The following is a 26,083-nucleotide window of genomic DNA, read 5'->3' on the forward strand; positions in this document are numbered from 1 at the left end:
ATGTTGATAAAAAAGGTCAATTAAACGCTATTTTGAAAAATAAAATCAGCTTTTAGATAATTTTGCCAAAAATTTCGCTTAATGAGTATTAAAAATATTTTTTTTATTTTATGTGCTCAAATATTTTTCAAAAAGAAAAAATTGTATTAAGGTAATAGTAGAAAGGGAGGAGATTTCATGACAGAACCAAACTTAAAAGACCCAAGAAAGTTATTTTATAGTGATGGATTTCCGCAACAAGATCAAGAAACTCCCGCATTACAGGACAAAATGGTTCCTAAACCAGATTGTGGGGAAGACAGCTATGTCGGAAATCACAAATTAGAAAATCGTCGGGTATTAATTACAGGCGGTGATTCTGGGATTGGACGAGCGGCGGCGATTGCTTTTGCTCGTGAAGGTGCAGATATTGCCTTACATTTTTTCCCAGGTGAAGAAAAAGACGCCGAAGAAGTGGCGCACTATATACGAGAAGCTGGCCGAAAAGTCTTTCTTTTGCCAGCAGATTTAAGAGATAAACAGGCACCTGAAGAATTGGTTGCACAAGCTCGTGAAGCATTAGGCGGCTTGGATACCCTTGTTTTAAATGCTGCCCAACAAATTTCCTGTGCCGCTATTGAAGAATTACCAATGGAACAAGTGATAGACACTTTCCATGTCAATATTATTGCGATGTTTGGCATTGTCAAAGCAGCAGTGCCTCACTTGCCTGCCGGAAGTAGTATTGTGACAACGACTTCCGTCCAAGCCTTTAATCCCAGTGAGCATTTGTTGGATTATGCAGCAACGAAGGCATCAATTGCCAACTTTACCGTTGGTTTAGCAAAACAACTGGCACCAAAAGGCATTCGGGTAAATGGCGTGGCTCCAGGACCAATCTGGACACCGTTACAGTTAGATCATGGACAACCAATTGAAGAGTTGCCAGAATTTGGGCAACATTCTTTACTGGAACGTGCGGGTCAGCCTGCTGAATTAGCCCCTGTTTATGTTTTCTTGGCGTCCAATGATGCAAGTTATGTTACGGCTCAAGTTTATGGCGTAACTGGTGGAGAAGCAATTAATCTTTAGGAGGGATGTTCCGTGAATAAAGTTGTTAAAATACTTTTGCTTCTAGGTTCACTGATTTTAATGGCATTATTTGGCGCGGTGGCCATTACCACTTGGTCAGCCGATACAGCTTGGCAACCACCAGATAATGTCCAATGGTTCTTGCAAGACAACGAGTACGCACGTCAAGCAATCTTTTGGGTAGCGCTGGTTTTACTAGGAATTATGCTCTTTCTATTTTTATTCATTCTTTTATTCCCAAGAAGAAAAGGCACGTTTGAATTAAAAGAAGAGCAAGGAAAGTTAGTGTTACACCGTAAAGCCATCGAAGGATTTGTACGCTCTAGCTTGCAAGACAGTGACTTTCTGGAAGCACCAACCATTCGTGTAAAGGCGACAAAACGGCGCATTAAGGTCAATGTCAAAGGCACACTGAAACGAACGGCGGATTTAATTGGACAAACAGAAGCTTGGTCAAAAACAATGGAAGAACGGCTTGCTCGTTTGGTGGGAACTGGTCACAAGATTACGATTGATGTTCATTTTGAAGATATTCAATCAATGAAACGACCACAACAACAGCAAACACAAGCACGTGTGGAGTAGGAGGGATGTACAATGGTTGAATGGATAAAACAATATGCCGTTCCGTTAATTGGTGGCCTAGTCGGTTTGGTTTTTGCAATCTTGTTTCTGTCAATCGGCTTCTTTAAAACATTGTTAGTGGTACTCCTGACAGGACTAGGTATTTGGCTAGGTTTGTATTTGGAACAGACAGGCATTGTCAAAAATTATTTTCATCATAAATAGGAGGTTTTGGCTATGGAAAATGCAAATGTATCGATTGTTAAAGGTGAGTTGACGTTTGAGGATAAAGTAATCCAAAAAATTATTGGCATTGCTTTGGAAGAAGTCGACGGTTTGTTAACTGTGGACGGTGGTTTTTTCTCGAATTTACGAGATAAAATGATTAACAGTGAAGATGTTACAACAGGCATTCACACCGAGGTCGGCAAAAAACAAGTCGCAGTGGATATGGACATTGTAGCCGAATATGGGAAAGATATCGAGACCATTTATGATCAAATGAAAGAGGTTATTACTCGTGAAGTCCAACAAATGACTCACTTGGAAGTAATCGAAGTCAATGTCAACGTAGTAGATATCAAAACACAAGCAGAGTACCAAGAAGAAAGTGAAACAGTCCAAGATAAACTTGGCAACGCCGCTGAAGCGACAGGTAGTTTTATGTCAAAACAAACCAACAAAGCCAAACATGCGGTAACTAAAGGCAAGACAAAAGTCAAAGAAAACACGGCACCTCGTGTTCAATAATGGGTTATTATTTTATTAAAAATAAAGCAATAATAGAAGAAACTAGGAGGAATGAACCATGAGTAACGAAAAATTCAATAATGTACCAAAACCAGCAGGAAACGGACCACACACACCAGAAAATCATGCAATCAAAGGTGAATTAACATTTGAAGATAAAGTCGTTCAAAAAATTATCGGTTTAGCCTTAGAAAATGTTGATGGTCTATTGACAGTCGATGGCGGCTTTTTCTCAAATATTGCTGAAAAATTAGTAAACACAGATAACGTCACAGCTGGTATTGATACCGAAGTTGGTAAAAAACAAGTCGCTGTTGATATGGATATCGTGGTAGAATACGGCAAAGATATTCAAGACATTTACGAAAAAATGAAAGAATTAATCAGCCGTGAAGTGAAAAAAATGACTCACTTAGATGTGATTGAAGTGAATGTTAACGTAGTCGATATCAAATCAAAAGAAGAATACGAAGAAGATAGTGAAACTGTTCAAGATAAAGTCACAGGCGCTGCCAAAAGTACCGGTGAATTTGCTTCTGAACAAACAGAAAAAGCAAAAAAAGCTGTGAATAAAGGAACAGAACAAGTCAAAGAAAATATGGAACCACGTGTAGAATAAACGGTTAAAGGGAGGAAACAATCATGGGCTTTATTTGGGCATTAATTGTCGGTGGTGTCATTGGGGCAATCGCTGGAGCAATTACTAAAAAAGGATCATCGATGGGCATTATTGCCAATATCATTGCAGGGTTAGTTGGTTCAACAATTGGTCAAGCCATTTTAGGCACATGGGGACCAAGCTTAGCTGGGATGGCTATTGTGCCATCGATTATCGGGGCAGTGATTTTAGTTGCCATCGTTTCATGGATTTTAGGACGAAAATAGAGAAAGTTTAAAAAATAGGGCATAAGTCGTTTCGACTTATGCCCTATTTTTCTTTTTCTATGTATGAGGAAGTATCATATGAAAAGTAAATTTTGAGCAATTAGCTAAGAGCTTATTTTAATTAAAATCATTAGTCATTTTTGAGTTTTCAACAAAAATCAACAACATTTGTTGAAGTTATTTGTAGATAACGTTTATCATTCACAAATTTACATTTTTTTGTAACGGATATCTCGTATAGTAATAACTGCAAATGAATTTCAGAAAATTTTTTGATAAGTCATCAAAGTGAGGGGATAGCGGTCTTTTATTGAAAAATAGCAACACAAAATAAACAGAACAAAAGAGAGAGGAATTCAAAGAATTATGACAGAACAAACACCAACAAAGCTTTTGAATAAAGGCTTTATCAGCATTACAGTGATTAATTTCATTGTCTATCTTGTTTATTATTTGTTAATGGTTATTATTGCGGTGATTGCGCAAGATAGCTTACACGCTACTTTAGGTCAAGCGGGTTTGGCCTCAGGAATTTACATCATCGGGACATTGCTTGCACGACTTTTCATGGGAAAACTCCTTGAACTGATTGGGCGCAAACAAGTCTTACGTTATGGGGCTTTGTTTTATCTTTTAACGACTGTTGCGTATATGTATATGCCAAGCATGGGTATTCTTTATTTGGTCCGTTTTTTAAATGGGTTTGGTTACGGAACCGTTTCGACAGCGACCAACGCAATTGTTACCGCCTATATCCCTAAAAATAAAAAAGGGGAAGGGATCAATTATTATGGGTTGAGTACTAGTTTAGCAGCCGGCATTGGGCCATTTATTGGGATGTTATTGTTAAATATTTCCAACTTCCATGTCATTATTAACTTTTCAATTATTTTAATTTTGTTAACAACCATTGCTTGCTTCATTTTCCCAGTGAAAAATATTGAGTTAACACCTGAACATCGTGAAGCTTTATCTAAATGGAATTTTGATAGTTTTGTTGAAAAGAAAGTTTTATTTATTACATTTATCGCCTTTTTAATGGGTCTTGCTTATTCAAGTGTCTTATCTTTCTTATCTTCTTATGTCAAAGTAATCGATTTAGTTGACGTCAGCACTTTCTTCTTTATCGTCTATGCGGTCGTGATTACCCTAACACGTCCTTCAACAGGTCGGATTTTCGATGTCAAAGGTGAACGCTACGTCATGTATCCGAGCTACATTTTCTTAACACTAGGCTTATTCTTATTAAGTATGACTACGTCTGGTTGGATGTTATTAGTCTCAGGTGGGTTAATTGGCTTAGGTTATGGTACCTTCATGTCAAATGGCCAAGCGGTTTGTCTTCAAGAAAGCCCAAGTCCTCACCGTATCGGGATTGCTTTATCGACTTATTTCATCGGTTTAGACCTTGGATTAGGGGTTGGTCCGTACGTTTTAGGTGAGTTACGTAACTTTATGTCATTCCAACAAATGTACTTCTTAGCAGGTTGTATCCCAATCGTTTGTACCATTTTATATATGGTCTTCCACAAAGCTAAAAATGATGCCAAAGATTTGTCTCTTGAAACGATTGAAGAGATTGAACACGGCTCAGAACTATAAATGGACAAGGAGTGATTTCAATGCCTAACGATGAACGGATTTTAAACGTTTTACAACAAACACTAACGGAAATTCAACGCATGAACACGCGTTTAGCTAAAATTGAAACAGAGTTAGCCGATGTCGATCAACATCACGCGACTTTGGATCATTACTTGCAAGAGCTAGAATTGGTGACAGAAAATAACAACGTCATGTAAAATGAGTAGTTAGTAAATGAACGTTCCACGCTTCGTTATCACTAGAGTGGAACATTGAAAATTTTCGTAAAAAACGCCAAAAGGTAGCAGTTTTTCTGCTACCTTTTGGCGTTTTTTCTAATTTAAAGTAAATAAGCAAGAAACATAAGCTATGTTAACTTATGTCTCTTGCTTATTTTTAACACTTAAAATGTTTCACGTGAAAACTTTTAAAAGTGGCGTGGACTTTGTTTGGTGACAATTTGTGTATTTAAGTTTTCTAAGCTCTGCGCTAGTTCACCAATGCTAGCGGAAAAATCAACATAATAAGTAGGAATCGTTGATTTGACACTAATTTCTGAAAAGATATTTGTAATAATTACATCGAAAGGCTTTTCTGGTGAAGCGACAAAAATTAATTTTTTATCCACGGCTTTACTTAGCTTTTCGTAAAGGGTATCTAAAATTAAGTTACTTTGGTTGGTCCGTACTAAGACACGAATCGGTGGTAAAGATTTCGTTTTCAGTGTACAAAAAAGAATAAACAAGCAGTCAACTAACAATTTTTCATTGCCCATCAATGTTGGAAGCATTTCAATTGTAAGTCGCTTCACATCTTTGTAGAGACTCGGATTTTTTTGAAGTGCTTCTTTTAAAAAGCTTTCTTGCACAAATGGATTGGCAATCGTGACAAAGGTTTTAAAAAAGACACTTAAATTTTGGATAGAAGTATACAGATAAAGATACTCGTGAAATGTCAATTTAATTTGATAAAAAGACGTCAGTTGATAAATGATCTCTTTAATGGGCGAGCCTAATAGTTGGACCATATGCATCCGTGCTGCTGGAATTTCCAAGATATCTTGTGTGGCGTAGCTGACACTAATCGTCAATAAGAAAAAGGCAAAAAGGCCTTCTTTTTGGATAAATTTTGTTGGAACTTGGTGTAAGGCTTCTTCTTTAAAAAATAATTCAAATTCATTCAGATTAACAAAGGGATTAACAATCGCTTCTTCCTCTACGAAAGTTTCTTTGATAAAAAAGCCCTCTTTCCAACGCGCTAAAATCACCGCAGAAAAAATCAAGTCTTTTGTAAAATCTTGTGTTGTATTGAAAGAAACAGAATGTTTTAAACGTCGAAAGAGACTATGGACTTCTTTTTTTGTGATTGTGTGCAATGGCCAATCCTCTTCAGAGTAATTGTTCCAAAAAAGCATCATAAAGAAAATCCGAATATCTTTTTCTTTGCCCACCAACACGTTGGTACGTTTTAAATTGATTTCAATCTGATATTTTTGGAGCCATTGGTTTAGTTGACCAATTTTTCGTGTAAAGGTTGACGAAGAAATTTCTAAAACTTTTTCAAAATGTTTGCTATCAATTGCATTATGGTTAAAGGCATAGGTCAGCACTTGATACGCGAAACTTTTTTTGACAAAGTAGGGCATCAAAAACGACAGTTGGAAATAGGGTGCAAACCAAAATGTGATTTCTTTGGCAGTTGCTGATAAAGAAAATAAGTTCTCCCAGCCGTTTTCTTCAATTTCTGTTTGGAGCAAAGCCACGGACTGTAGAATGGTAGTTTGTTGCATTTTTAATTGGGTGGCTAAAGTAGAAATCGCCAATGTTTGTTCTTCTGCTTCACGACGTTCGAGTAACTCTTCTAAAAGAGCAAAACTTTTACGATAAGGTACATCAAGTAACTCTGTTAACATCCAATTCCCTCCAAACTATTTTCCCCACGTAATTTGGCAAAATAAATTTTGCGGACGACTTGTTTTAAGTTATGGTATTCGTCTAAATAAGGAACAGGATGCCAATAAAAGGTTTTACTGGCATGGAAAAGTGGATTGTTTTTGTCGGTAATGACTAAGTCAGGCACTTCTTGAATATGATTGACGAATTTCAAAGGAACATCACAATAATTATTGATTTCCTTTGCTAACCAATTTTCTTGTATTTGATTAATAGATGAATGAAGCAAAATTTTAACCGGAATTTGTTTGTTTAATAAAACACTCCGAATAATTAAAAAAATGGTTTCTTTAAATAACGCATCTAGTGGGTGCTCTTTGTCAAAAGGCAAACGCTTTAAGAAATAGTTAGTTGTTCGTGAAACGTTTGGGTATTGCTTTTCATACAAAGAGACATTAGCAATTTCGTAACTCAACTCCTCTTCCACAGGAAAATGGATGAGACGCTCACTGGCATTGGATAAATTAACCAACAAAAAGACAACTTCTATTGCGCTTAAATCCAACTGTAATTGCGTACATTTTTCAAAAATCCAAGTGACGTGGGGACTGTTATCCATTCCCATGATTGCTAAGTTAGCAAAGTTAATGGTTTCCATTTGTTCAAGCGAGTACATCGTTAATGTACTGAAAAAATCATAATAGAAACGAATTTCAGCCCGCCAAGTGTCGGGTTCTTGTTGTTCATTAATAAAACAATCATTCACTAATAATTGAAATTCTGAATAAGGAATGGCTAAATTGATTGCCGCAATTTCAGGATAATCGCTGATTGTAAAATCAGATTGATAACGGAGTAAACCTATGGACATAATTAATTTTAATTTGCGTAAATCGGTATATGTAAAGTAAGGATAACGGTTTTTGATAATTTCAATAAAATTCTGTAATTGCGCTTGATTGGTTTTAGATAAAAAAGGAACGAGAGACGTTCCTGAAATGAAAAATAGAGAGTAAAAGAAACTGCGAAAATCTTTTTCAGCACCACAAATTTTTTCTCGCCTTTTTAAGTTTAAATAACAATTAAATCTAGCTAGATAATTGTTTAAACGGTCACTAACTTGTTTAAAAATAGAAAAGTTAATGAAATGCTCTTCACAAAAATCTTTGGCTGAAGTGTAACGTTTTAAAAGTAAATCTAAGGCTAACATATAGGTTAACGACCCGCGGACCACGGCTTCTTTCATTAACTCAATCGGGATATTTTCATCGGCGACTAATTCTATGGACTGTTGATTATTAATAATGCGAATATGTACATTTTCATGTGTATTGACTCGAGAAATTAATAAAGTTAATTGATTCAATAAATTATTGATATTGTAATGGGAAAATTCATATTTTCGCCGGAGTACTTGCATGGGGACTTTTTCTTTACTGTCATACAAGTATTCAATTAGGGAAAGCAACTGAATTTCCTGCTTGGTTAATAAGTTATGCATAATAACCACCTTTCTAATTGGTTACGATTGTTTGATTTTTCAGATAATACAGATAGAACATTCTTTTCTAAGTAACATTCGATAATTGTTAGTGAAAGAACTAGTTGTTCTTATGCTACTGTATCTATTCTTAAAAATCAAGAAGAACTGAATGTGTCAAATAAAAGAAAAAGCGGACAAAAAATGATAGAGAAACAAATTATTAAGAAAAACAAATGGTTTATATAAAACATTTAAATAACAAAAATGACAATTTAAGTCTGTTGTTTTTTTAGCTTAAATAGCTTATACAAATAGGCTTTTTTGTCTAAGCAGTTCTTGTGAAAAAGTTTAAAAAAAACGGTATAGTGGAAGAAGGACTAGTACAAATAAGAAAGGATTAAGGGAGTGTTTTTATAAAGGTGAAAAGGGTTTTTAGCATTTCATCAACTTTTTCTATTTGGAGGAGAAGTTGTTGATAATTTTTGCTGAAAAATCTCGTTATACTCTTCTTATTCTTATAGAAGAGTCTATAGGAATAAGCAAAAAATGAATCCGCATTCGAAGTAAGACTGCGTTTTGAGGAGATAAAAAGAAAAGGCGTGTTGGCTGTCTGTTTTAGCAAGGAAGAAAGACAACAGAAGAGCACTCACTTATTTGGCTTAAAATAAAAAATTGGTACGAAGTGAACGTTCTCTTCTATGTGTCGTTAGTAGAGGAAGGATGAAAGAAATGAGAAAGAATGGTCCAATGGTAAACCGTTGGCTCTATGGGTTGATGTGTTTGTTACTTGTTTTAAATTACGGCACACCACTCATGGCTTTGGCGGAAGATGTTAACAGCGATGGCCAGCTAACGTTAGGAGAAGTGACGCAAACCAGTCAGCAAGAAATGACCTTAGCGCTTCAAGGAAAAGCACAACCAGCAACACAAGAGGTTGTAGTGCATTACAGTACCAATGTGTCAATCAAAGCTGCACATTGGGCAGCGCCCAATAATACGCGCAAGATTCAAGTGGATGACCAGAAGAAACAGATTCAAATTGAATTGAATCAGCAAGCGTTAGCAGATACGTTAGTCTTAACGTTGAACCTCACAGCTACAGAAGATGTGACGTTTTCTTATGGACAACAACAACGAGCGTTGACGTTAAATACTGGTACTGATCCGACAGAATCAACGACAATCACGAGTTCTACAGTCACAACAGCGAATGAAGGTTCAACAGAAGAAGCATCTGCAAACTCCTCTGTTCCTCGTTCGTCCGAAGAAACTGTCGCCAGCACGACAAAAGCGACAGAAAGTAAAACAACTGAATCGACAACTGTCAAACCACGTGTAGCAGGACCAACAGATATCAATGACTATTTTACAGGTGATGAAACAACGATTATCGATAATTTTGAGGATCCGATTTATTTAAATCCTGATGGCACACCAGCAACACCACCGTACAAAGAAGATGTGACCATCCATTGGAACTTTAACTGGTCGATTCCAGAAGATGTGCGGGAACAAATGAAAGCAGGCGATTACTTCGAGTTTCAATTACCTGGCAATTTGAAACCTAATAAACCAGGTTCAGGTGATTTAGTTGATACGGAAGGCAATGTCTATGGAACCTACACAATTAGTGAAGATGGTACGGTTCGTTTTACCTTTAATGAGCGCATCACGTCTGAAAGTGACATTCACGGGGACTTTTCTTTAGATACTCATTTGAATGATTCAGATGGTCGAGGCCCAGGAGACTGGGTGATTGATATTCCTACGCAAGAAGATTTGCCGCCTGTAGTGATTCCGATTGTCCCGGATACCGAACAACAAATTGATAAACAAGGCCATTTTGATCGAACGCCCAATCCTAGTGCGATTACTTGGACGGTAGATATCAATCAAGCGATGAAAGATCAAACAAATCCAACTGTGACGGAAACGTGGCCAACAGGGAATACCTTTAAGTCAGTGAAAGTCTATGAGTTAGTGATGAATCTTGATGGAACAATTAAAGAAGTGGGTCGCGAACTTAGTCCAGATGAATATACCGTTGATAAAAATGGCAATGTGACAATTAAAGGTGACACGAATAAAGCGTATCGTCTTGAGTACCAAACGACGATTGACGAGGCGGTTATTCCAGATGGCGGGGGTGATGTGCCTTTTAAAAATCAGGCGACGTTAAAAAGTGATAATAATCCAAATGGGTTAGATGCTGAAGCAACCGTTACCGCCACATATGGCAAAATGCTAGACAAGCGCAATATAGATTACGATGAAACCAATCAAGAATTCACTTGGGAAATTAACTACAACTATGGCGAACAAACCATTCCAAAAGACCAAGCAGTCATTACAGACACAATGGGGGATAATTTAACGTTTGAACCAGATTCTTTACATTTATATTCAGTGACGTTTGATGACAAAGGAAATGAAGTCGTTGGAGCAGAACTTGTGGAAGGAAAAGATTACAAAGTGGTAATTAACGATGATGGCTCCTTTGTGATTGACTTTTTGCATGATGTGACTGGCGCAGTCAAGATTGATTATAAAACCAAAGTTGATGGAATTGTCGAAGGCGATGTTGCCGTGAATAATCGTGTGGATGTCGGCACTGGTCAGCATTCAGAAGGTGATGGCACAGCCAATCAACAAAATATTATTAAAAACACTGGTGCAGTGGATTATCAAAATTCAACGATTGGTTGGACGTTAGCTGTGAATCAAAATAATTATTTGATGGAAAATGCCGTGATTACGGACACATACGAACCAGTTCCTGGCTTAACTATGGTACCCAATTCGTTGGTTGTTAAAGATACAACTACTGGTGCTCAGTTGACGTTAGGTAAAGATTACATGGTAGAAATAACTCGTAATGCAGAAGGTGAAACAGGCTTTAAGTTAAGTTTCATGGGGGCGTATGCCAAAACAAGTGATGCCTTTTACGTAACCTACAATACCTTTTTCGATGTTACCGAGTTAGATGCTAACAACCCTGCATTGGACCATTACCGAAATACCGCTGCCATTGATTGGATGGATGAAGCAGGAAACAATCATCACTCAGAGGATAATAAACCGTTTAAACCTTTACCTGCTTTTGATTTAAATGCGCAAAAAAGTGGTGTTTACAATGCCGTCACTAAAGAAATCACTTGGACGATTGCGGTGAATTTAAGTAATAACCGTTTAGTTGACGCCTTTTTGACGGATCCAATTTTAGCCAATCAAACCTATTTGGCTGGGAGCTTGAAAGTCTATGAAGGCAATACAAAGCCAGATGGTTCGGTTGAAAAAGTGAAACCAACGCAACCGTTGACGGATATCAAAATGGAAGAACCAAGCGAGAAAAACAAAAATACTTGGCGTGTTGACTTTCCTAATGATAGTCGTACGTATGTGATTGAATTTAAGACGTCTGTTGATGAAAAAGTTATCGAAGGTTCGGCTAGCTATGACAATACCGCATCTTATACAAACCAAGGTTCTTCACGTGATGTGACAGGAAAAGTTTCTATTCAACATGGTGGCGAATCAGTGAAAAAAGGTGGCGAATACCACAAAGATGATCCAGATCATGTGTACTGGCATGTAATGATCAATGGCGCCCAATCGGTTTTAGACGATGTGGTTATCACTGATACACCCTCACCAAACCAAGTGTTAGATCCCGAGTCATTGGTGATTTACGGTACCAACGTAACAGAAGACGGAACGATTACGCCAGATAAATCTGTTATTTTAGAAGAAGGAAAAGATTACACACTGGAAGTTACCACCGATAATGAAACAGGACAACAAAAAATTGTCGTTAAAATGGCCCATATTGAAGCACCTTATTATATGGAATATCGTAGTTTAGTGACTTCTTCAGCGGCGGGGAGTACAGACACGGTATCCAACCAAGTGTCAATTACTGGAAATGGTTCAGAAGTCGTTCATGGAGATGACAATGGCGATGTGGTCGTTGACATCGATCACAGTGGCGGGCATGCCACAGGGACCAAAGGCAAAATTCAGCTGAAGAAAACAGCCATGGATGGGACGACTATTTTAGCAGGTGCCCATTTCCAAATTTGGGACCAAGCCAAAACACAAGTCCTACGTGAAGGTACAGTAGACGCCACTGGGGTTATCACATTTGGTGGGTTGCCGCAAGGGCAATACATTTTGGTGGAGACGAAAGCACCAGAAGGTTATACAGTTTCGGACGAATTAGCTAAAGGCCGAGTCATTACTATTGATGAAGAAACTTCAGCAGATGGTGCACAACCAACTATTATTAAAAACGATGTCAATAAAGTAATTTTAGAAAAAACAGATGAGAAGGGCAAAAAATTAGTCAATGCACGCTTTAAATTAGAGCATGCCGTAACCACGCCGTTTACTCATTGGGAAGAAGTTCCCCTTGCGCCGGATCGAACCAACGCAAATGGCCAGTTAGAGGTGGATAGTTTAAAACCAGGGCTTTATCAGTTCACAGAAATCGAAGCACCGACAGGGTATCTTTTAGACACTACACCAAAACGATTCATCGTGACACAAAACACGAGCGGACAAATTCGTGATGTTCATGTCAAAATGCTTAATTACCAAGGTTCTGCTGAACTAATTAAAAAAGATCAAGCAGGCAATCCATTAGCAGGTGCTGAATTTTCGGTCCTTGATGCCACAGGACAAGTGGTTCGAGAACACTTAGTTTCGGATGCAGACGGAAAAGTCACAGTGACGGATTTAGCCCCAGGCAAATATCAATTTGTGGAAACCAAAGCGCCAGTAGGGTACCTTTTAAACACTGAACCAAGTACTTTCACGATTGCAGCAAGCGATCGGGGCAAACCAGCAACAGTTATAGCAACGGCTAACTTTGTTAACTATCAAGGTGCAGCTAAATTAATCAAAAAAGATGTGAAGGGACACTTGTTAAGTGGTGCGACATTTAAAGTGCTCGATGCGAAGGGACAAACGATTCAAACAGGCAATAATCAAGGGGAAATTGTTGCAGAGCACTTAGCCCCAGGTAAATATCGCTTTGTAGAAACCAAAGCGCCAACAGGCTATTTGTTAAATACCACGCCAGTCCCATTTGAAATTGCTGAGAAAAATGCTGGTGAACCAGCGGTCGTGGTTGCTAGTGACAACTTTGTGAACTACAAAGGGGCTTTCCAAATCGTGAAAACGAATAGCGCAGACCAACCATTAGCAGGCGCTGTTTTTGAATTATATGATCACAATAAACAATCATTAGGGATTACAGCAACGAGTGGCAAAGATGGCAAAATTATCTTTAGAGACTTGGCGCCAGGTACCTATTATTACAAAGAAATCAAAGCACCAAAATTACCAGATGGCTCAGAGTATATTATTTATCCTGAATTAGTAAAAGTAGAAATTCGTGGTGATTTCAAAGGTGATCCGGAGATCTTCCAATTAGGGGCCTTCGCCAATTTCAAAGGACGTGCTGTCTTTAAGAAAATCGATGCCAATGCGAACCCACTTCCAGGAACGATTTTTAAATTGTATCGAATCGAAAATGGGGAAAAAATCTTTGAAAGAGAAGTAACTGCTGAAAAAGATGGTTCATTGGCTATGGACGATTTAGGCGCTGGTAGCTATGAATTAGATGAAATAGATGCAACGGATGGCTATATCGTCAATAAACAACCCATTTATTTTGTAGTGAAGAAGAATTCAAATGATAAACAACCACTAGATGAGTTAGAGTTTGTAAATTATCAAGCGGAAGTAACGGGACGTAAAGTCAACGAGCAAGGTCAAACCTTAGCGGGTGCAGTTTTTGCAATTTACAATGCCGATGAGCAGAATCAGCCCCAAGGTTCACCAATCACATTCTTGAATCGTGCAGGAGAAAAAGTTTCTGAAATAACAACGGATAAGACTGGCGAAATTTACGCTAAAGGGCTGAATGAAGGGCATTACGTTTTAGTGGAAACGAAAGCACCAACAGGCTATCTGTTAGACACAACGCCACATCCATTTGATGTAACCGCCCAATTAGGAAAAGAGCAGCCAATTGCTTTAGGCGATCTTATCAATTATCAAGGAACTGCTCAATTAACCAAAGAAAACGAAACAGGTGAAGCATTGGCTGGTGCGGTGTTTAAGGTCATTGATGAAGCAGGGCAAACCGTGGCTGGACAAACCAATCTGATGTCCGACAAGCAAGGCAAAGTCATTGCGAAAAATTTAGCACCGGGAACGTATCGTTTTGTGGAGACACAAGCGCCAACTGGCTATCTTCTTAATGAAACGCCAAGCGCAAGCTTTACGATTGCGAAAGACAACCAAGGCAAACCAGCCACTGTGGTACTTAAAGCACCTTTTATTAATTACCAAGGTGCTGCCAAGCTGGTGAAAATTGACCAGCAAAAGAATGCCTTAGCAGGCGCTGAATTTAAAGTGACGGATGCAGAGACAGGGAAAACTGTCGCTCGTTCATTACGTTCTGACAACCAAGGGTTAGTTCAAGTGAACCACTTACAACCAGGAAAATATACCTTTGTGGAAACAAAAGCACCGGATGGTTACCAACTGTCTAAGCAAGCTGTCGCATTTACTATTGCAGCAACAGCGAAAGACAAACCTGAACTCGTGGATGCGGGCACGTTTGTTAACGAGAAACAACCTGTATCCAAAAAAATAAAACCAAATCAGCCAACAACGAAACAAGCAGCTAGAGAGACAGGTTGGCTTGGTTTACCGAAAACCAACACACAAGTCAATTACTTCTTTGTCTTTATCGGCCTCCTGTTGGTCGGTTTGGCAAGTTGGCTCTTTTATAAAAAGAGCAAGAAATAAGCTAAAGCCATAAAAAAACAGAGAGTGGGTCATCCGTCGAAAGGACGGATGGCCTATTTTTTTCCATCTTAAGCTAATCAACTGAACAAAAGTAGCTCCTTCTTATTGACATTCTCATGTAAGCCTTCATCGCAGTTTAGCCTTTGAACAGAACTTACTGAGTTCTTGGAGCAAACCGCTTGTGCCTCAGCCTTTATTTTTCGATGCTATCTTTAGGTATTTTGGCTAAAATATTGTACACTTTACATGTGCAAGAAATTTAGTTAGAGATATGAGGATAGAATGATGAAAAAGATGATGGTTTTATACAACGAAACTTCAGGAAGTAGTGAAAGTAAAGAGATTGCAGAACGCTTTAAAAAAGCTGCAGAAGCGAAAGGGGAAGCGGTTATTTTGCAACCTTCCAATCCAGACATTGATCCTGAAGAAATGCGGAAAAATGCCAAAGAAAATCAAGTGGGTGTCTTGGTCGTCATTGGTGGTGACGGGACCATTCATCATGCCGTTCAAAATTTTAAAGACACCATTCGTGACTATCAAATAGGGATTATTCCAGGCGGAACAGTCAATAATTTTGCGCGTGTGTTAAGTATTCCTTTGAAAGAAGAAGATGCCTTTGAAACCATTTTGGCAGGTAAGACAACACCAGTTGACTTTGGGATGGTAAATCAAGATGTAATGATTTCAACCTTAACGATTGGCTTATTAGCGGACACAGCAGCGAATGTGACCCAACAGGAGAAACAAAAATATGGTCCGTTAGCCTTTACAAAGCAATTTTTCCGCTTATTAGTGAAAAAGAAAAAGTACAAACTAAAAATTGATGGCGATGAAAGACGTTGGCATGGCAAAGCCCAATTATTAACGATGACCATGACAAATTCTGCTGGTGGCTTTACCAATTTCGATGCCAATGCCACGCCAGATGACGGCGAAGTGCACATTATCATTTTGCCTAAGTTAGTTTTTTACAAGTTTGTCTATTACTTACCTAAAATTATCAGAGGACAATTAAATGAAATTCCTGGTGTCGTGTATTTCTCTGGGAGTCAATTTAAAATTAGGGGCGAAAAAGACAAGAAAGTCCAAACACGAACAGATGGCGATCCTACCGATGATTTACCGATTAAAGTAACGGTGGAAGCTGGGGGACTCAACGTGTTTGTTCCTGAAACGTCCACATCTACGAAAGAATAAAAGAAACAACTGTTATTTTTTCGTGGAATAGATTTCTCATTTTGTGTACAATAGAACAGAAGAGAGGCAGTTGAGTGAACAGTGAAATGGGATGAATATGTTGATATATTCGATACAGATGTCGTTTCTAAAATTATTATTTTAAGAAACTTGCCAATTAATGAAGGTTGGATTGACATCAATGAGTTAGCAGAAGAATTACAATTAAACAAAAAATCAGTCAAAAAATACGTAGAGCTTCTAAAAGATGACATTACGTATTATGCCGTAGATAATGATGTTTCTTTGGCTTTTGAAAAGGGGCATGGCTATCGCTTGAACTTGGCGTCTAGCCAAGCCTTCCAGAAACTTTATACAGCAATTTTTCAAGATAGTTTAACTTATCAAGTAATGGAAGATTTATTCTGGGGGCGATTTAATGGGATTGTGCCAGCGACAACAAAATATCATACCAGTGATGCCACGATTCGGCGCTTGCTCAAAGGGTTTACAGAAATTTTAGCGCCATTGGGGTTAGTGATTAATAAAAGCACCTGGAAAATTGAAGGCAATGAAGCATATTTGCGCCATTTTGCTTACACTATTTTTATGGACTTAATCCGTGATACGTGGCCTTTTGACTATATACAAGAAACGGAAGTCGCACAAACTGTCCAAAAAGTGATGGCTTTTTTCAACGTAGAAGTTGCGGAAACGGTGTTACGCCGAGTTAAGTATATGGTCGCTATCTCAAAAGTCCGGAGTGCGCAAGGTGCTGAATACCGACCTTCAGCCGAGCAAGAAACTTATTTAGAAGGAAATAAACATTACCAAGCCTTTATAGAAGAGATGACAGCTACAACCCTTTTCCTTAATAAAAACGATTTAACTTTTGTGTACTTTTTCTTGTTAGCCAATGACCAATTTTATCAAGACGAAGCCACTGCACAAGCTATTTTAGCGCATTTTGATGAGTCTGAAGCGCCTGTTTATATGTTGACTCATTTAGTCCAACATTTCTTATTAGAAGAAATACAAATGACGCCGCAATTGGAAAAAATTCGTCCGCAAATTTTTTATTATTTGTTTGCTACACATTTATTTGCCGAACTTTACTATGTCCAAAATGTGAAAATGTATAATGTCTTTTGGAATAAAGTCAAAGAAAAATATCCGGTTCTTTTAGAAGAATTAAGCAAAGGCTTAAATCAACTTTACGAACAAACAGGCAATGAATTATTTACAAATAAAGAATTTTTGGCTCTGCGTTATTCTAGTGTTTTGGCGCTTTCCAATGATTTAATTCATCGTGAACAAAAAATTGTTTTAGGGTTAAAATCAGGCTTGCCAGTGCTAGAAGAAGAACGGGTGAAACTCTCGATTGAAAATAATTTTCGTCGATTTTATGCATTGGAAGTTTTACGATACAGTGAAGCAAGCAAAGAAGACTGGCAAAATATTGATTTACTATTAGTGACTTCTTTGACAGATGTGGAAACAGGGCATCCAGAGATCTTTTTACTTTCAAGTGAGTTAACGTTTGAGCAATATAATCGTTTGAACCAAAAAATAGTAAAAATTAACGAAAAAAGAACTAGGTCACTTTAATAAAAAATCAAAAAAATGGGCTTTTTTGATGCATATGTTCGATAAATTGTAAAAAATTTTTTTTGAAAAGTAAAAAAAGACAAAGAGAAAACGTCAATAGATAGGTGATTAACACCTATCTATTGACGTTTTCTTGCTATTTTTTAATAAATCCTGCACAGGTTCCTTTGGAAATCATATCGAAAAGGCACTTTTTTTGTTTTTTTATTGTAAATAGTAGGTTATTAACCCTTGATAGTAAAGGAACTGTTACTTTTTTTAACAGGTGGTTAAAAAATATTGAGGTTTCTCACAAGGATTTTTCTATATAATAGAAGGAGCAAAGAAAGGCGGGATGAGATGAAAAAACGGATGGAACAAATTGAAGAAATTTTAGGTTGTGAAGAAAATAGTGCAGGCGTCCGATTAAAGGAATTGGTTGAAGCTTTAGAATTGGAAGTCACGAATCAAAATTTGTTAAAAGTAACAAGTGTTTTACATATGAATCCAAGATTTAAAAAAATTTATGCATACGAAGACAGTCGTGTCATTACGCTGTATCAACTTTTACAAAATAAGCCGTTGGAAGTAACGGAATGAAAAGAGGGAAACACATGAAGAAAACAATGCTCATTCTTCTATTTGGTTTATTAACAGTGGCTGGTCTACCAATGGTGACCGAAGCGGTTGAGCCAGTTAACGCAACAGATGCAACAATTTTTGGCGCACAAGCAATGGTGCCTAATAGTGCGGAGGATCAAACAGATAAGTTACAGGCATTGCTGAGTCAGACAGCAAAGGAAGGACAGGCATTATTTTTACCACAGGGAAGTTATGCTCTGTCAAAAGATATTGCGATTTCTTCAAATTATCAATTAATTGGCGATACAACAGGAGCCACTATCTTACATAATGCTACAGGTGCCCCGATTCAGCTGACAGATACAACTTATGGAACGAAAACTAATGTACGACTTCAAAATATTGCCTTTGATGGAATTAATGTGACTTTGAAATTAACGAATCAATTAATCCTAGCAAACAATATTTTTTATAATCCATTAAAAGGATTCGTAGTCAATTTAAATGCAGATATTGGCGTTAAAATTTCAGGTAATATTTTCATGCGTGACACAGCACATATGCAGCCAGGGATTGATTTTAACCGAGCGATTTACATTGGTGGCTATTCAACACCAAGTCGCTTCCAGTATATGTCAGATGTAGACATCGTGGACAATTTATTTGGGTTAAAAGTGACGGAATTAGATGCGATTAAAAGCACCAGTCGTTCAGACTTAGCAGCGACTATTACACGTTTACAAACAGCCATTGAAGCAGGTGCTATTTCAGTACCTAATGAACAAAATTATCTATCAACAGGGGTTAATTCTTATAGTATGTTGAAGGATGTAACTGTTCAACATAATTTTTTCTATTCACCCTATGACAACGAAAACTTAAACGGCTTAGGTGGCGATCATGCGATTTATTTCCGTGGTGCCCAAAATATCACGGTGGTGGGGAATCATTTACGTGGACTACAAAATGGTCCTGCTGGCGGATTTAAGTTTAAATCAGGTCGTAATATTACGATTATGAATAATTATTTGCGAAATACAGGTCTCATTATGTATGGAACACCAGAGATTGGTTTGGCAGAAACGCAAGCAGAGGGAGCTATTTCAGAATTATCCAACTGGTTAGTGGCTAACAACATTTTTGATTGGAAGTATTGGGACAATCAATATGCAATTGGAATGGAGTACAATCGTCATACGGGAAATAACAATGTGTTCAATGGCGTATTTATTAACAATCAGTTTGTTAACTACCATAATATTCCGCAAAACCGACGTCGGGAATTGTTAATCGCTAGTGGCGGTGGTTTCCGACCAGAAACGAGTTTTGTGAAAGACAATACTCGAGATGATGGCCTTAAAAACGGCCAATTATTGGTAGAAAATTGGACAGAGGCGGACTATCGCTTAATGCCAGCAACATGGGAATCGTTGATTTCACCAACACTTTATGAGCAATATAAAAATACGCCAATTCCGGTTAGAAATACTTTAGCAACTCCTGTGGCCACGACGATTGTGCAAGGACAATCAATCGATCCGCAGCAACTGGTTGCTAATACAAATGATGCGGATGAAGCAGTCCCAACTGCTAAAATCGTCAATCCAGAGGTTTTAAATGAAATCGGCCAACAAAAAGTGACTGTTCAATTAACTTACGAAACAGGTTCATTGGTAACAGTGAACGTACCGGTGACGGTAGAGGCCCCTGTAAAAAAGCTTGATTTGTCCCGACTACAAACCGTTTATGCTTCGATTGGTGAAGCAAACCAATATACGGTTTACTCTTGGCAGTTATTCACTGCCATTGGGCCTAAAACGATTGTTCCTTCCTATTATCAGCAGGCGACACAATTGTTAGCAGAAGGTCAGGTGAGTGGGGACAAAACCCAAGAACAAGTGGATCAGTTAACAAGTAATTTGCAATCTGCAATGAAAGTATTAGTCAAAAAAGCCGATATCACGCTAGAGCGTGCAGAAGCAGAAAAGGAACTTGCGAGCGTTCACAAATTAGACGAATCTGTATATACCACAGATTCTTGGCAAGCCATGCAAGAAGCCTTAGTAGATACAACAACTGGGGAAGAAAGTCCTAAACAGTTACAAAAATTGCTTGCTTGGTCAGATGAAGAATTATTAGAGCCAACACTTGGTGGCTTTAAAACGCCCGTAGATGCGCAAAAGCGTATTAATCAATTAACACAAACCATAAAAACGGCGTTACTTCTGTTAGTTGAAAAATCAACAGAAACAACTAGTAACACAAGCGAAAGCAACACTCCAGGCACAACAAGTGAAAGCAGTAATACAAGCGAAAGTAGTACTCCAGGCACAACAAGTGAGAGCAGTAATACAAGCGAAAGTAGCACTCCAGGCACGACAAGTGAAAGCAGTAGTACAAGCGAAAATAGTACTCCAGGCACGACAAGTGAAAGCAGTAGTACAAGCGAAAGTAGTACTCCAGGCACAACCAGCGAAACCAGTAATACAAGCGAAAGCAGCACGCCAAGCACGTCAAGTGAGAGCGGTAGCACGAGTGAAAGCAGCACGCCAAGCATGTCAAGTGAGAGCGGTAGTACAAGTGAAAGCAGTGCTTCAATTACGTCAAGTGAACCAAGCAATACAAATGAAAGTAACACTTCAAGTACGACCAGCGCAACCAACAGTACAAGCGAGAGTAGCACGCCAAGCACTGTAAACGCAAACAGCCAAAACAAAGGCGAAAACTCTGTCATTTACGCGGAAGAGTCTAATCAAGATCCTAATGCCTCTCAAAGTAATTCAAAGACCTCTGTCAAGGCTAGTCAAACAAAGGAATCCGCAGCAGAAAACCAAGCAACTAAACAGATACAAACGAAACAAGATTCGTCAGGAACAGTCAAAAAAGCGGATAATACGACTAAAATTGCCAAGAAAAAATTTCCCAAAACAGGGGAACAATCTTCAGCAGTTGGGGGCTTCCTAGGCCTGAGCTTTTTATCGTTAGCCATAGCAAGCTATTGTTTTAAAGTGAAAAGATAACTCTTTAAAAACGGATAAGTAAATATCCTGAAACAAGAAATAGGACTTGTTTCAGGATGTTTTTATATAAAATTAAAAGAACTACAGTTTTTAGTGAAAAAATACACAAAAGTACTTGAATTTCTGTGATATAAGGGTAAAGTAAAGGAGGACAAAAAACAAAGGAAGTGAAATATTTGTATACACCAGATGAAATTTTAAGTATCAGTATTGAAAATGGTCAGAAAAAAATTCAAAAGCCTTTGGTAGCAAAACTCATTTTAGGATTTATCGGCGGTGCCATGATTTCCCTCGGCTATTTGGCTTATGTGCGTGTTTCCGCCTCTATTCCAGCAGATTTAGCCAGTGTTCAAGCTTTAGTGGGAGCTGCGGTTTTCCCAATTGGTCTAATTGTTATTTTAATGGCTGGTGGTGAGTTAATCACAGGAAATATGATGGCGGTGAGTACGGCTTGGTTTGCTAAAAAGGTTTCTTTCAGAGAATTAATCGTGAACTGGGTCACAATCACATTGGCAAATATAGTTGGTGCCCTATTTGTTGCCTATTTTTTTGGCCATTATTTAGGTTTAACCAGTAGCGGCGCCTATTTAAATCAGGTTCTTTCTCTTGCGGAACATAAAGTTGCAGCAACTTGGCTTCAGGCAATTATTTCAGGTATTGGCTGTAACTGGTTTGTAGGGCTGGCCTTATGGCTTTGTTATGGTGCGAAAGATGCAGCGGGGAAACTATTAGGCATCTGGTTTCCAGTAATGATTTTTGTTGCAATTGGCTTTCAGCATAGTGTGGCGAATGCATTCATCATTCCAGCCGCAATTTTTGAAGGCGGCGTTCAGTGGGGGGATTTTTTCCGTAATTTTATTTTTGTTTATTTAGGTAACATCATTGGTGGCGCTATTTTTGTTTCTGGCTTTTACTATTTAAGCTATCGCAAACATTAAATCCATTTAGCAGATAAAAACCTACACAAAGGCTAAATGCCTTTGTGTAGGTTTTTTCTTTTTAAACAAAAAGGAAAACGGTTGAAAAATTATTGCTAGATTTTTAAAACAATGTTACATTAATGTTACAAAAAGATTTCTGGAGGTAACGAAAAATGAAAAAAATTGTTTTGTTCAGTATGTTAACGTTCAGTGTATTGTCTTTAAGTTTAGCAGGATGTGGAAACAAAAAAACAGCAAGCACAAATGATTCTAAGCCAAAGCAAGAAACAAAGAAAGCCACGCAGAAATCCTCTAGCCAACAAGAAATGAAAAATAGTCATTCGTCTGTCACGGGTCAAAATTCTAATGTGGCAGGGGAAAATCCGTCAGAAAATGCCGCGCAGCCTTCTGCAGGAACTGATGAAACGAATGAAGTCCCTCAAAACCAAGCACCTGATACAAACATTACAATTACCAATGTTGTTTTCAATCCTGAAAGAAATGAAATTAATGGTACTACATTACCTAATGCAACCATTACAGCAACGGTAGTAGGTGATGCTTCTGCACAAGCAGGTGTTTTTTATGCGGATGCCAATGGCAATTTTACAGTAATTAGTCCCAGAGCGGGAGCGACTACTCAATTAATCGCAACCGTTGATCAACGGAATAGTGCACCTGTCCAAATTGACATTCCAAGTTCAGGACAAGAAGCAGCGCTTTCTTTTAGCAATATTACGATTGATCCGAAACAAGGGACAATTTCTGGTAAAACAGCACCTAATGCAACTATTTTAGTGTCACGTGCAGATGATGCGCGGGTGATTTTAGCAAGTTTTACTGCGGATGCCCAAGGGAATTTCACAGCCAGTAATTTAGTTCCCGGCACAAAAAATCGCTTAGATGTTACGTTAAATGGAGAAATAGGGACACCTTACTTGTTTGATTTACCAAATTAAAATAGAAGAGAAGTGATTAAAGCCACCAACGCTAACTAGCGTTGGTGGCTTTGATGGTTTAAGCTTCTTCTTTTTTATGATTGCGGATATGTAAATAGATGGTATTTTTTGAAATACCTAATCGATCGGCAATCTTTATGACAGAATCTTTGAGATTGAAAATTCCTTGATCATATAAACGAATAACAATTTCTTTATTTTGATTCAAATGTGATACATTTGGATCGCTTTCTACTGCTTGTTTTACTTTTGTCAGTGAAGTAGTGATTAATTCGTCAATATTGTCAGAAAAATGTTCAGAATTTTTAAGCTCTTGGGACATATCATTTTGTTGTCCTGAAGGTAATAAGTCTTGCAAGTAGTCAATTAATGGCATTTCTAAATGCATATTGATACAGATTAATCCAATAATACGATCATTTTCACCGATAACTGGAATGGTGGAAGATTTTAAAATAACCCCTTTTTGATTTTTATTGTAGTAGGGTTTCACAGCGTAATCATGTTCCGACTCTACTTGACTTAACATTTTTAACGCCATATCAGTAATGGGGGCACCTTCCTTGCGGTTACTGAAATGGCCATTGATGACTTTGATAGCTGAACTTTCCAAATTTTCTAAACTATGAAGAATGACTTCATGGGTACTACCAAAGAAGTTCCCTAATCCATCAAGCATTAAGGCATGTGAATGTAAGATTTGTTTATCTACTTCACTTAAACGTAAATATGACTCCAAGTGATATCCTCCCCTACACTGAAATTAATTTTAGTGTAATACTTTTTTAATGGAAAAGCAATAAGATTCTTTGCGTTAAAAAAATACATTGACTAAACTTTTGTTTAGTCGTATACTCTGAATGTGGAATGAAATTTTTATTACTCATTGTACTTTAGTTCATCAGAATGATCGCTCATTCTTTCACTTGTTGAGCAATAAAAATTTTATTCAGGAGTACCATCCGTTATAAAAAAATATAGTTGGAGGCAAAGAAATGAAAACGTTATCAGGAATCTTGATGTTAGTCTTAGTTTTATGTGGCATGTCCCTATTCTCTTTTAAAGCACCGCGAGGGAAAAAATCTTTAAGTGCTTTGTCTGGTGCAGCTTGTGCCACCTTTCTACCAGAGGCATTTTTGCGGTATGCAGTAGGCGGCGTTTTTCATTTAGATTATGTGTCGCAAATTGGTGAAACTATGGGTAGTCTAGGTGGTTTAGCAGCTGGAGCTCTTGTGCCGCTGGCTTTCGGGATTAGTCCAGTTTTTTCAATTATTTTAGGTCTGTCATTGATTAAAGTCAGCTTGTTACCAGCTTTTATTACCGCGTATCTTTTATCTTTTGTTGTTGAGCAGATGCAAAAACGTATTCCAGAAGGGATTGACTTATTAGTCGTTATTTTAGTCATTCCAGTCGCTGCTTCGTTAGTTGCTGGTTTTATTCAACCCGTTGTATTAGGTGTCCTAGAAGTTATTGGGGGCACGATTTTAAGTGCAGTAGATGGCAATCCATATGTGATGGGCGCAATTTTAGGTGCTATTATCCCGATTGTTGGTATGACACCGTTAAGTTCAATGGTTTTAACTGCCTTGATTGGTTTGACTGGTGTACCAATGGCTGTCGGTGCGTTGACTTGTTACGGCAGTTCCATTGTCAATGCGGCGCTATTTAAAAAGTTAAAACTAGGCACAGCTTCAACCCCGTTAGCTGTAGCAATCGAGCCACTAACACAAGTCGATATCATCAGTTCCAATCCAATTCCTATTTACGCAACGAATTTATTTTCTGGAATGGTTAGTGGTATTGTAGTGACTTTCTTTGGCTTAAAAGTACCTGTGACAGGAATGGCAACGCCGTGGGCTGGTTTACTTGTGACATTAGGTAACAATGCCATTCAAACGACTTTACTAGCAGTAGCGATTATCACAGTGGTCAGTCTGATGTTTGGATTTTTAGGTGCGCTGGTCTTTAAACGTTACAGAATTGAAGCGGTGGATAATACACCAGAATTTGAAGGAACGACGGAAGTAACCAGTGAGAAAGAAAAAGAAGCAGTAAAAACCAAAGGAGGAGTTACGTATGAACACAGCTATGGCCATCAATAAACCTAAAAAAGTGAACAAAGTAATGAACTACAAAAGTTGTTTTGACATTATCGGTCCTATTATGATTGGTCCATCTAGTTCGCATACAGCTGGAGCATTAGCGATTGGCTTAGCGGCAAGAAAGTTATTCGGCGGAACGCCAGAAAAAATTGTGATTAAATACTATGAATCTTTTGCAGACACGCATAAAGGACATGGGACTGATTTTGCAATTATTGGTGGAATTCTTGGACTAGCAGCAGATGATGCCAACGTAACACAATCCATTGAACTTGCGGAAGAACAAGGAATCGAGATTCAATTTTTAGAAATGAGTGAAGAAAGTCCAGTGAAGCATGCTAATACAGCATGTGTAACACTCAGTGATGCAACGCACGAAATTCATTTAACAGGAATTTCTGTAGGTGGCGGCACTATCGAGGTGAAATACATTGAATTAGACGGTTTCAATGTCCAACTACATGGTCCTTTACCTATTTTGTTAGTCATTAATCAAGAAGAGCAGGCGATGCAAGCTTTTAAAGATACGTTACAAAAAAATAATATTCAAGTGAATGCTGTGTCTCGTTATGTGGAAGGGGATCAAATTTTATTCATCTTTGACTTAGATTCGGCACCAATTTCCTCGGTGAAAGAACAACTGTTTTCACTAGATGACACATCGAAAATAATCTTATTATGATAGGAGT

At 38.0% G+C, this 26,083-nt stretch carries 20 protein-coding genes; 17 read left to right on the top strand and 3 right to left on the bottom strand.

Annotated elements, in window-relative coordinates; translation table 11 throughout:
* The first annotated feature begins 177 nt into the window (after positions 1-177).
* The 8 genes from IGM13_RS00320 (at position 178) to IGM13_RS00355 (ending at position 5,072) form a co-directional block, all read left to right on the top strand.
* Complete coding sequence (locus IGM13_RS00320) at positions 178-1,071, top strand: SDR family oxidoreductase (protein ID WP_002367586.1); 894 nt, start codon at positions 178-180, stop codon at positions 1,069-1,071.
* A 12-nt stretch (positions 1,072-1,083) separates the two neighbouring features.
* Positions 1,084-1,656, top strand: a complete 573-nt coding sequence (gene amaP / locus IGM13_RS00325) for an alkaline shock response membrane anchor protein AmaP (protein WP_002381343.1) — start codon at positions 1,084-1,086, stop codon at positions 1,654-1,656.
* 12 nt (positions 1,657-1,668) lie between these two features.
* Complete coding sequence (locus IGM13_RS00330; protein ID WP_002356087.1) at positions 1,669-1,860, top strand: DUF2273 domain-containing protein; 192 nt, start codon at positions 1,669-1,671, stop codon at positions 1,858-1,860.
* Between the two features lie 12 nt (positions 1,861-1,872).
* Entirely contained in the window at positions 1,873-2,385 is a 513-nt protein-coding gene (locus IGM13_RS00335) for an Asp23/Gls24 family envelope stress response protein (protein WP_002383483.1), read from the top strand.
* A gap of 58 nt (positions 2,386-2,443) precedes the next feature.
* Positions 2,444-3,004 (top strand): Asp23/Gls24 family envelope stress response protein, encoded by a 561-nt coding sequence (locus IGM13_RS00340; RefSeq protein ID WP_002383482.1) that lies wholly within the window; start codon positions 2,444-2,446, stop codon positions 3,002-3,004.
* A gap of 23 nt (positions 3,005-3,027) precedes the next feature.
* Positions 3,028-3,270 carry a GlsB/YeaQ/YmgE family stress response membrane protein gene (locus IGM13_RS00345; protein WP_002356092.1) on the top strand — a complete coding sequence of 81 codons (243 nt, stop codon included), beginning with the start codon at positions 3,028-3,030 and terminating at the stop codon, positions 3,268-3,270.
* A gap of 366 nt (positions 3,271-3,636) precedes the next feature.
* A complete protein-coding gene (locus IGM13_RS00350) occupies positions 3,637-4,872 on the top strand; it encodes an MFS transporter (RefSeq protein ID WP_002419428.1) in 1,236 nt (411 codons plus the stop codon).
* Between the two features lie 20 nt (positions 4,873-4,892).
* Positions 4,893-5,072 carry a hypothetical protein gene (locus IGM13_RS00355; protein WP_002381345.1) on the top strand — a complete coding sequence of 60 codons (180 nt, stop codon included), beginning with the start codon at positions 4,893-4,895 and terminating at the stop codon, positions 5,070-5,072.
* Positions 5,073-5,281: 209 nt separating this feature from the next.
* Here IGM13_RS00355 and IGM13_RS00360 read toward each other — a convergent pair whose 3' ends face one another.
* Entirely contained in the window at positions 5,282-6,766 is a 1,485-nt protein-coding gene (locus IGM13_RS00360; protein ID WP_002383479.1) for a helix-turn-helix domain-containing protein, read from the bottom strand.
* Positions 6,760-8,247 carry a helix-turn-helix domain-containing protein gene (locus tag IGM13_RS00365; RefSeq protein WP_002419425.1) on the bottom strand — a complete coding sequence of 496 codons (1,488 nt, stop codon included), beginning with the start codon at positions 8,245-8,247 and terminating at the stop codon, positions 6,760-6,762. The genes IGM13_RS00360 and IGM13_RS00365 overlap by 7 nt, the downstream gene beginning before the upstream one ends.
* A 711-nt stretch (positions 8,248-8,958) precedes the next feature.
* On the opposite strand from IGM13_RS00365, the gene fss1 reads away from it, so the two are divergent.
* From fss1 to IGM13_RS00400, 7 genes are all read left to right on the top strand, one after another.
* Positions 8,959-15,048 carry a fibrinogen-binding MSCRAMM adhesin Fss1 gene (gene fss1 / locus IGM13_RS00370; RefSeq protein WP_152680636.1) on the top strand — a complete coding sequence of 2,030 codons (6,090 nt, stop codon included), beginning with the start codon at positions 8,959-8,961 and terminating at the stop codon, positions 15,046-15,048.
* A gap of 282 nt (positions 15,049-15,330) precedes the next feature.
* Positions 15,331-16,245: a diacylglycerol/lipid kinase family protein gene (locus IGM13_RS00375; protein WP_002419423.1), complete on the top strand. Its 915-nt coding sequence runs from the start codon at positions 15,331-15,333 to the stop codon at positions 16,243-16,245.
* An 81-nt stretch (positions 16,246-16,326) separates the two neighbouring features.
* The gene (locus IGM13_RS00380; protein ID WP_002419422.1) at positions 16,327-17,832 is read left to right on the top strand and encodes a helix-turn-helix domain-containing protein; all 1,506 of its coding nucleotides are present in this window, start codon (positions 16,327-16,329) and stop codon (positions 17,830-17,832) included.
* Between the two features lie 339 nt (positions 17,833-18,171).
* Positions 18,172-18,411: a hypothetical protein gene (locus IGM13_RS00385; protein WP_002383474.1), complete on the top strand. Its 240-nt coding sequence runs from the start codon at positions 18,172-18,174 to the stop codon at positions 18,409-18,411.
* Positions 18,408-21,413, top strand: a complete 3,006-nt coding sequence (locus IGM13_RS00390) for a glycosyl hydrolase family 28-related protein (RefSeq protein ID WP_048945228.1) — start codon at positions 18,408-18,410, stop codon at positions 21,411-21,413. Before IGM13_RS00385 ends, IGM13_RS00390 begins: the two co-directional genes overlap by 4 nt.
* A 176-nt stretch (positions 21,414-21,589) precedes the next feature.
* The gene (locus IGM13_RS00395; RefSeq protein WP_010714980.1) at positions 21,590-22,351 is read left to right on the top strand and encodes a formate/nitrite transporter family protein; all 762 of its coding nucleotides are present in this window, start codon (positions 21,590-21,592) and stop codon (positions 22,349-22,351) included.
* A 155-nt stretch (positions 22,352-22,506) separates the two neighbouring features.
* Positions 22,507-23,292, top strand: a complete 786-nt coding sequence (locus IGM13_RS00400; RefSeq protein ID WP_002416129.1) for a hypothetical protein — start codon at positions 22,507-22,509, stop codon at positions 23,290-23,292.
* Between the two features lie 58 nt (positions 23,293-23,350).
* Here IGM13_RS00400 and IGM13_RS00405 read toward each other — a convergent pair whose 3' ends face one another.
* Positions 23,351-23,971: a helix-turn-helix transcriptional regulator gene (locus tag IGM13_RS00405; RefSeq protein ID WP_002383467.1), complete on the bottom strand. Its 621-nt coding sequence runs from the start codon at positions 23,969-23,971 to the stop codon at positions 23,351-23,353.
* A 316-nt stretch (positions 23,972-24,287) separates the two neighbouring features.
* Here IGM13_RS00405 and IGM13_RS00410 point away from each other — a divergent pair, with 316 nt between their 5' ends.
* Positions 24,288-25,394 carry a PTS sugar transporter subunit IIC gene (locus IGM13_RS00410; protein WP_002383466.1) on the top strand — a complete coding sequence of 369 codons (1,107 nt, stop codon included), beginning with the start codon at positions 24,288-24,290 and terminating at the stop codon, positions 25,392-25,394.
* Positions 25,381-26,076, top strand: coding sequence for an L-serine ammonia-lyase, iron-sulfur-dependent subunit beta (gene sdaAB / locus IGM13_RS00415; RefSeq protein ID WP_002392236.1), 696 nt, complete (start codon positions 25,381-25,383; stop codon positions 26,074-26,076). Before IGM13_RS00410 ends, sdaAB begins: the two co-directional genes overlap by 14 nt.
* Positions 26,077-26,083: the final 7 nt, after the last annotated feature.

Origin of the sequence: Enterococcus sp. DIV0561 (assembly GCF_050539875.1) — a bacterium.
Taxonomy (GTDB): domain Bacteria; phylum Bacillota; class Bacilli; order Lactobacillales; family Enterococcaceae; genus Enterococcus; species Enterococcus faecalis.

Coding starts and splice junctions, on each gene's coding strand:
- IGM13_RS00320 (WP_002367586.1), top strand. CDS start 178: ATGACAGAACCAAACTTAAAAGACCCAAGAAAGTTATTTTATAGTGAT.
- IGM13_RS00330 (WP_002356087.1), top strand. CDS start 1,669: ATGGTTGAATGGATAAAACAATATGCCGTTCCGTTAATTGGTGGCCTA.
- IGM13_RS00335 (WP_002383483.1), top strand. CDS start 1,873: ATGGAAAATGCAAATGTATCGATTGTTAAAGGTGAGTTGACGTTTGAG.
- IGM13_RS00340 (WP_002383482.1), top strand. CDS start 2,444: ATGAGTAACGAAAAATTCAATAATGTACCAAAACCAGCAGGAAACGGA.
- IGM13_RS00345 (WP_002356092.1), top strand. CDS start 3,028: ATGGGCTTTATTTGGGCATTAATTGTCGGTGGTGTCATTGGGGCAATC.
- IGM13_RS00350 (WP_002419428.1), top strand. CDS start 3,637: ATGACAGAACAAACACCAACAAAGCTTTTGAATAAAGGCTTTATCAGC.
- IGM13_RS00355 (WP_002381345.1), top strand. CDS start 4,893: ATGCCTAACGATGAACGGATTTTAAACGTTTTACAACAAACACTAACG.
- IGM13_RS00360 (WP_002383479.1), bottom strand. CDS start 6,766: ATGTTAACAGAGTTACTTGATGTACCTTATCGTAAAAGTTTTGCTCTT.
- IGM13_RS00365 (WP_002419425.1), bottom strand. CDS start 8,247: ATGCATAACTTATTAACCAAGCAGGAAATTCAGTTGCTTTCCCTAATT.
- fss1 (WP_152680636.1), top strand. CDS start 8,959: ATGAGAAAGAATGGTCCAATGGTAAACCGTTGGCTCTATGGGTTGATG.
- IGM13_RS00375 (WP_002419423.1), top strand. CDS start 15,331: ATGATGAAAAAGATGATGGTTTTATACAACGAAACTTCAGGAAGTAGT.
- IGM13_RS00385 (WP_002383474.1), top strand. CDS start 18,172: ATGAAAAAACGGATGGAACAAATTGAAGAAATTTTAGGTTGTGAAGAA.
- IGM13_RS00390 (WP_048945228.1), top strand. CDS start 18,408: ATGAAAAGAGGGAAACACATGAAGAAAACAATGCTCATTCTTCTATTT.
- IGM13_RS00400 (WP_002416129.1), top strand. CDS start 22,507: ATGAAAAAAATTGTTTTGTTCAGTATGTTAACGTTCAGTGTATTGTCT.
- IGM13_RS00405 (WP_002383467.1), bottom strand. CDS start 23,971: ATGCTTGATGGATTAGGGAACTTCTTTGGTAGTACCCATGAAGTCATT.
- IGM13_RS00410 (WP_002383466.1), top strand. CDS start 24,288: ATGAAAACGTTATCAGGAATCTTGATGTTAGTCTTAGTTTTATGTGGC.
- sdaAB (WP_002392236.1), top strand. CDS start 25,381: ATGGCCATCAATAAACCTAAAAAAGTGAACAAAGTAATGAACTACAAA.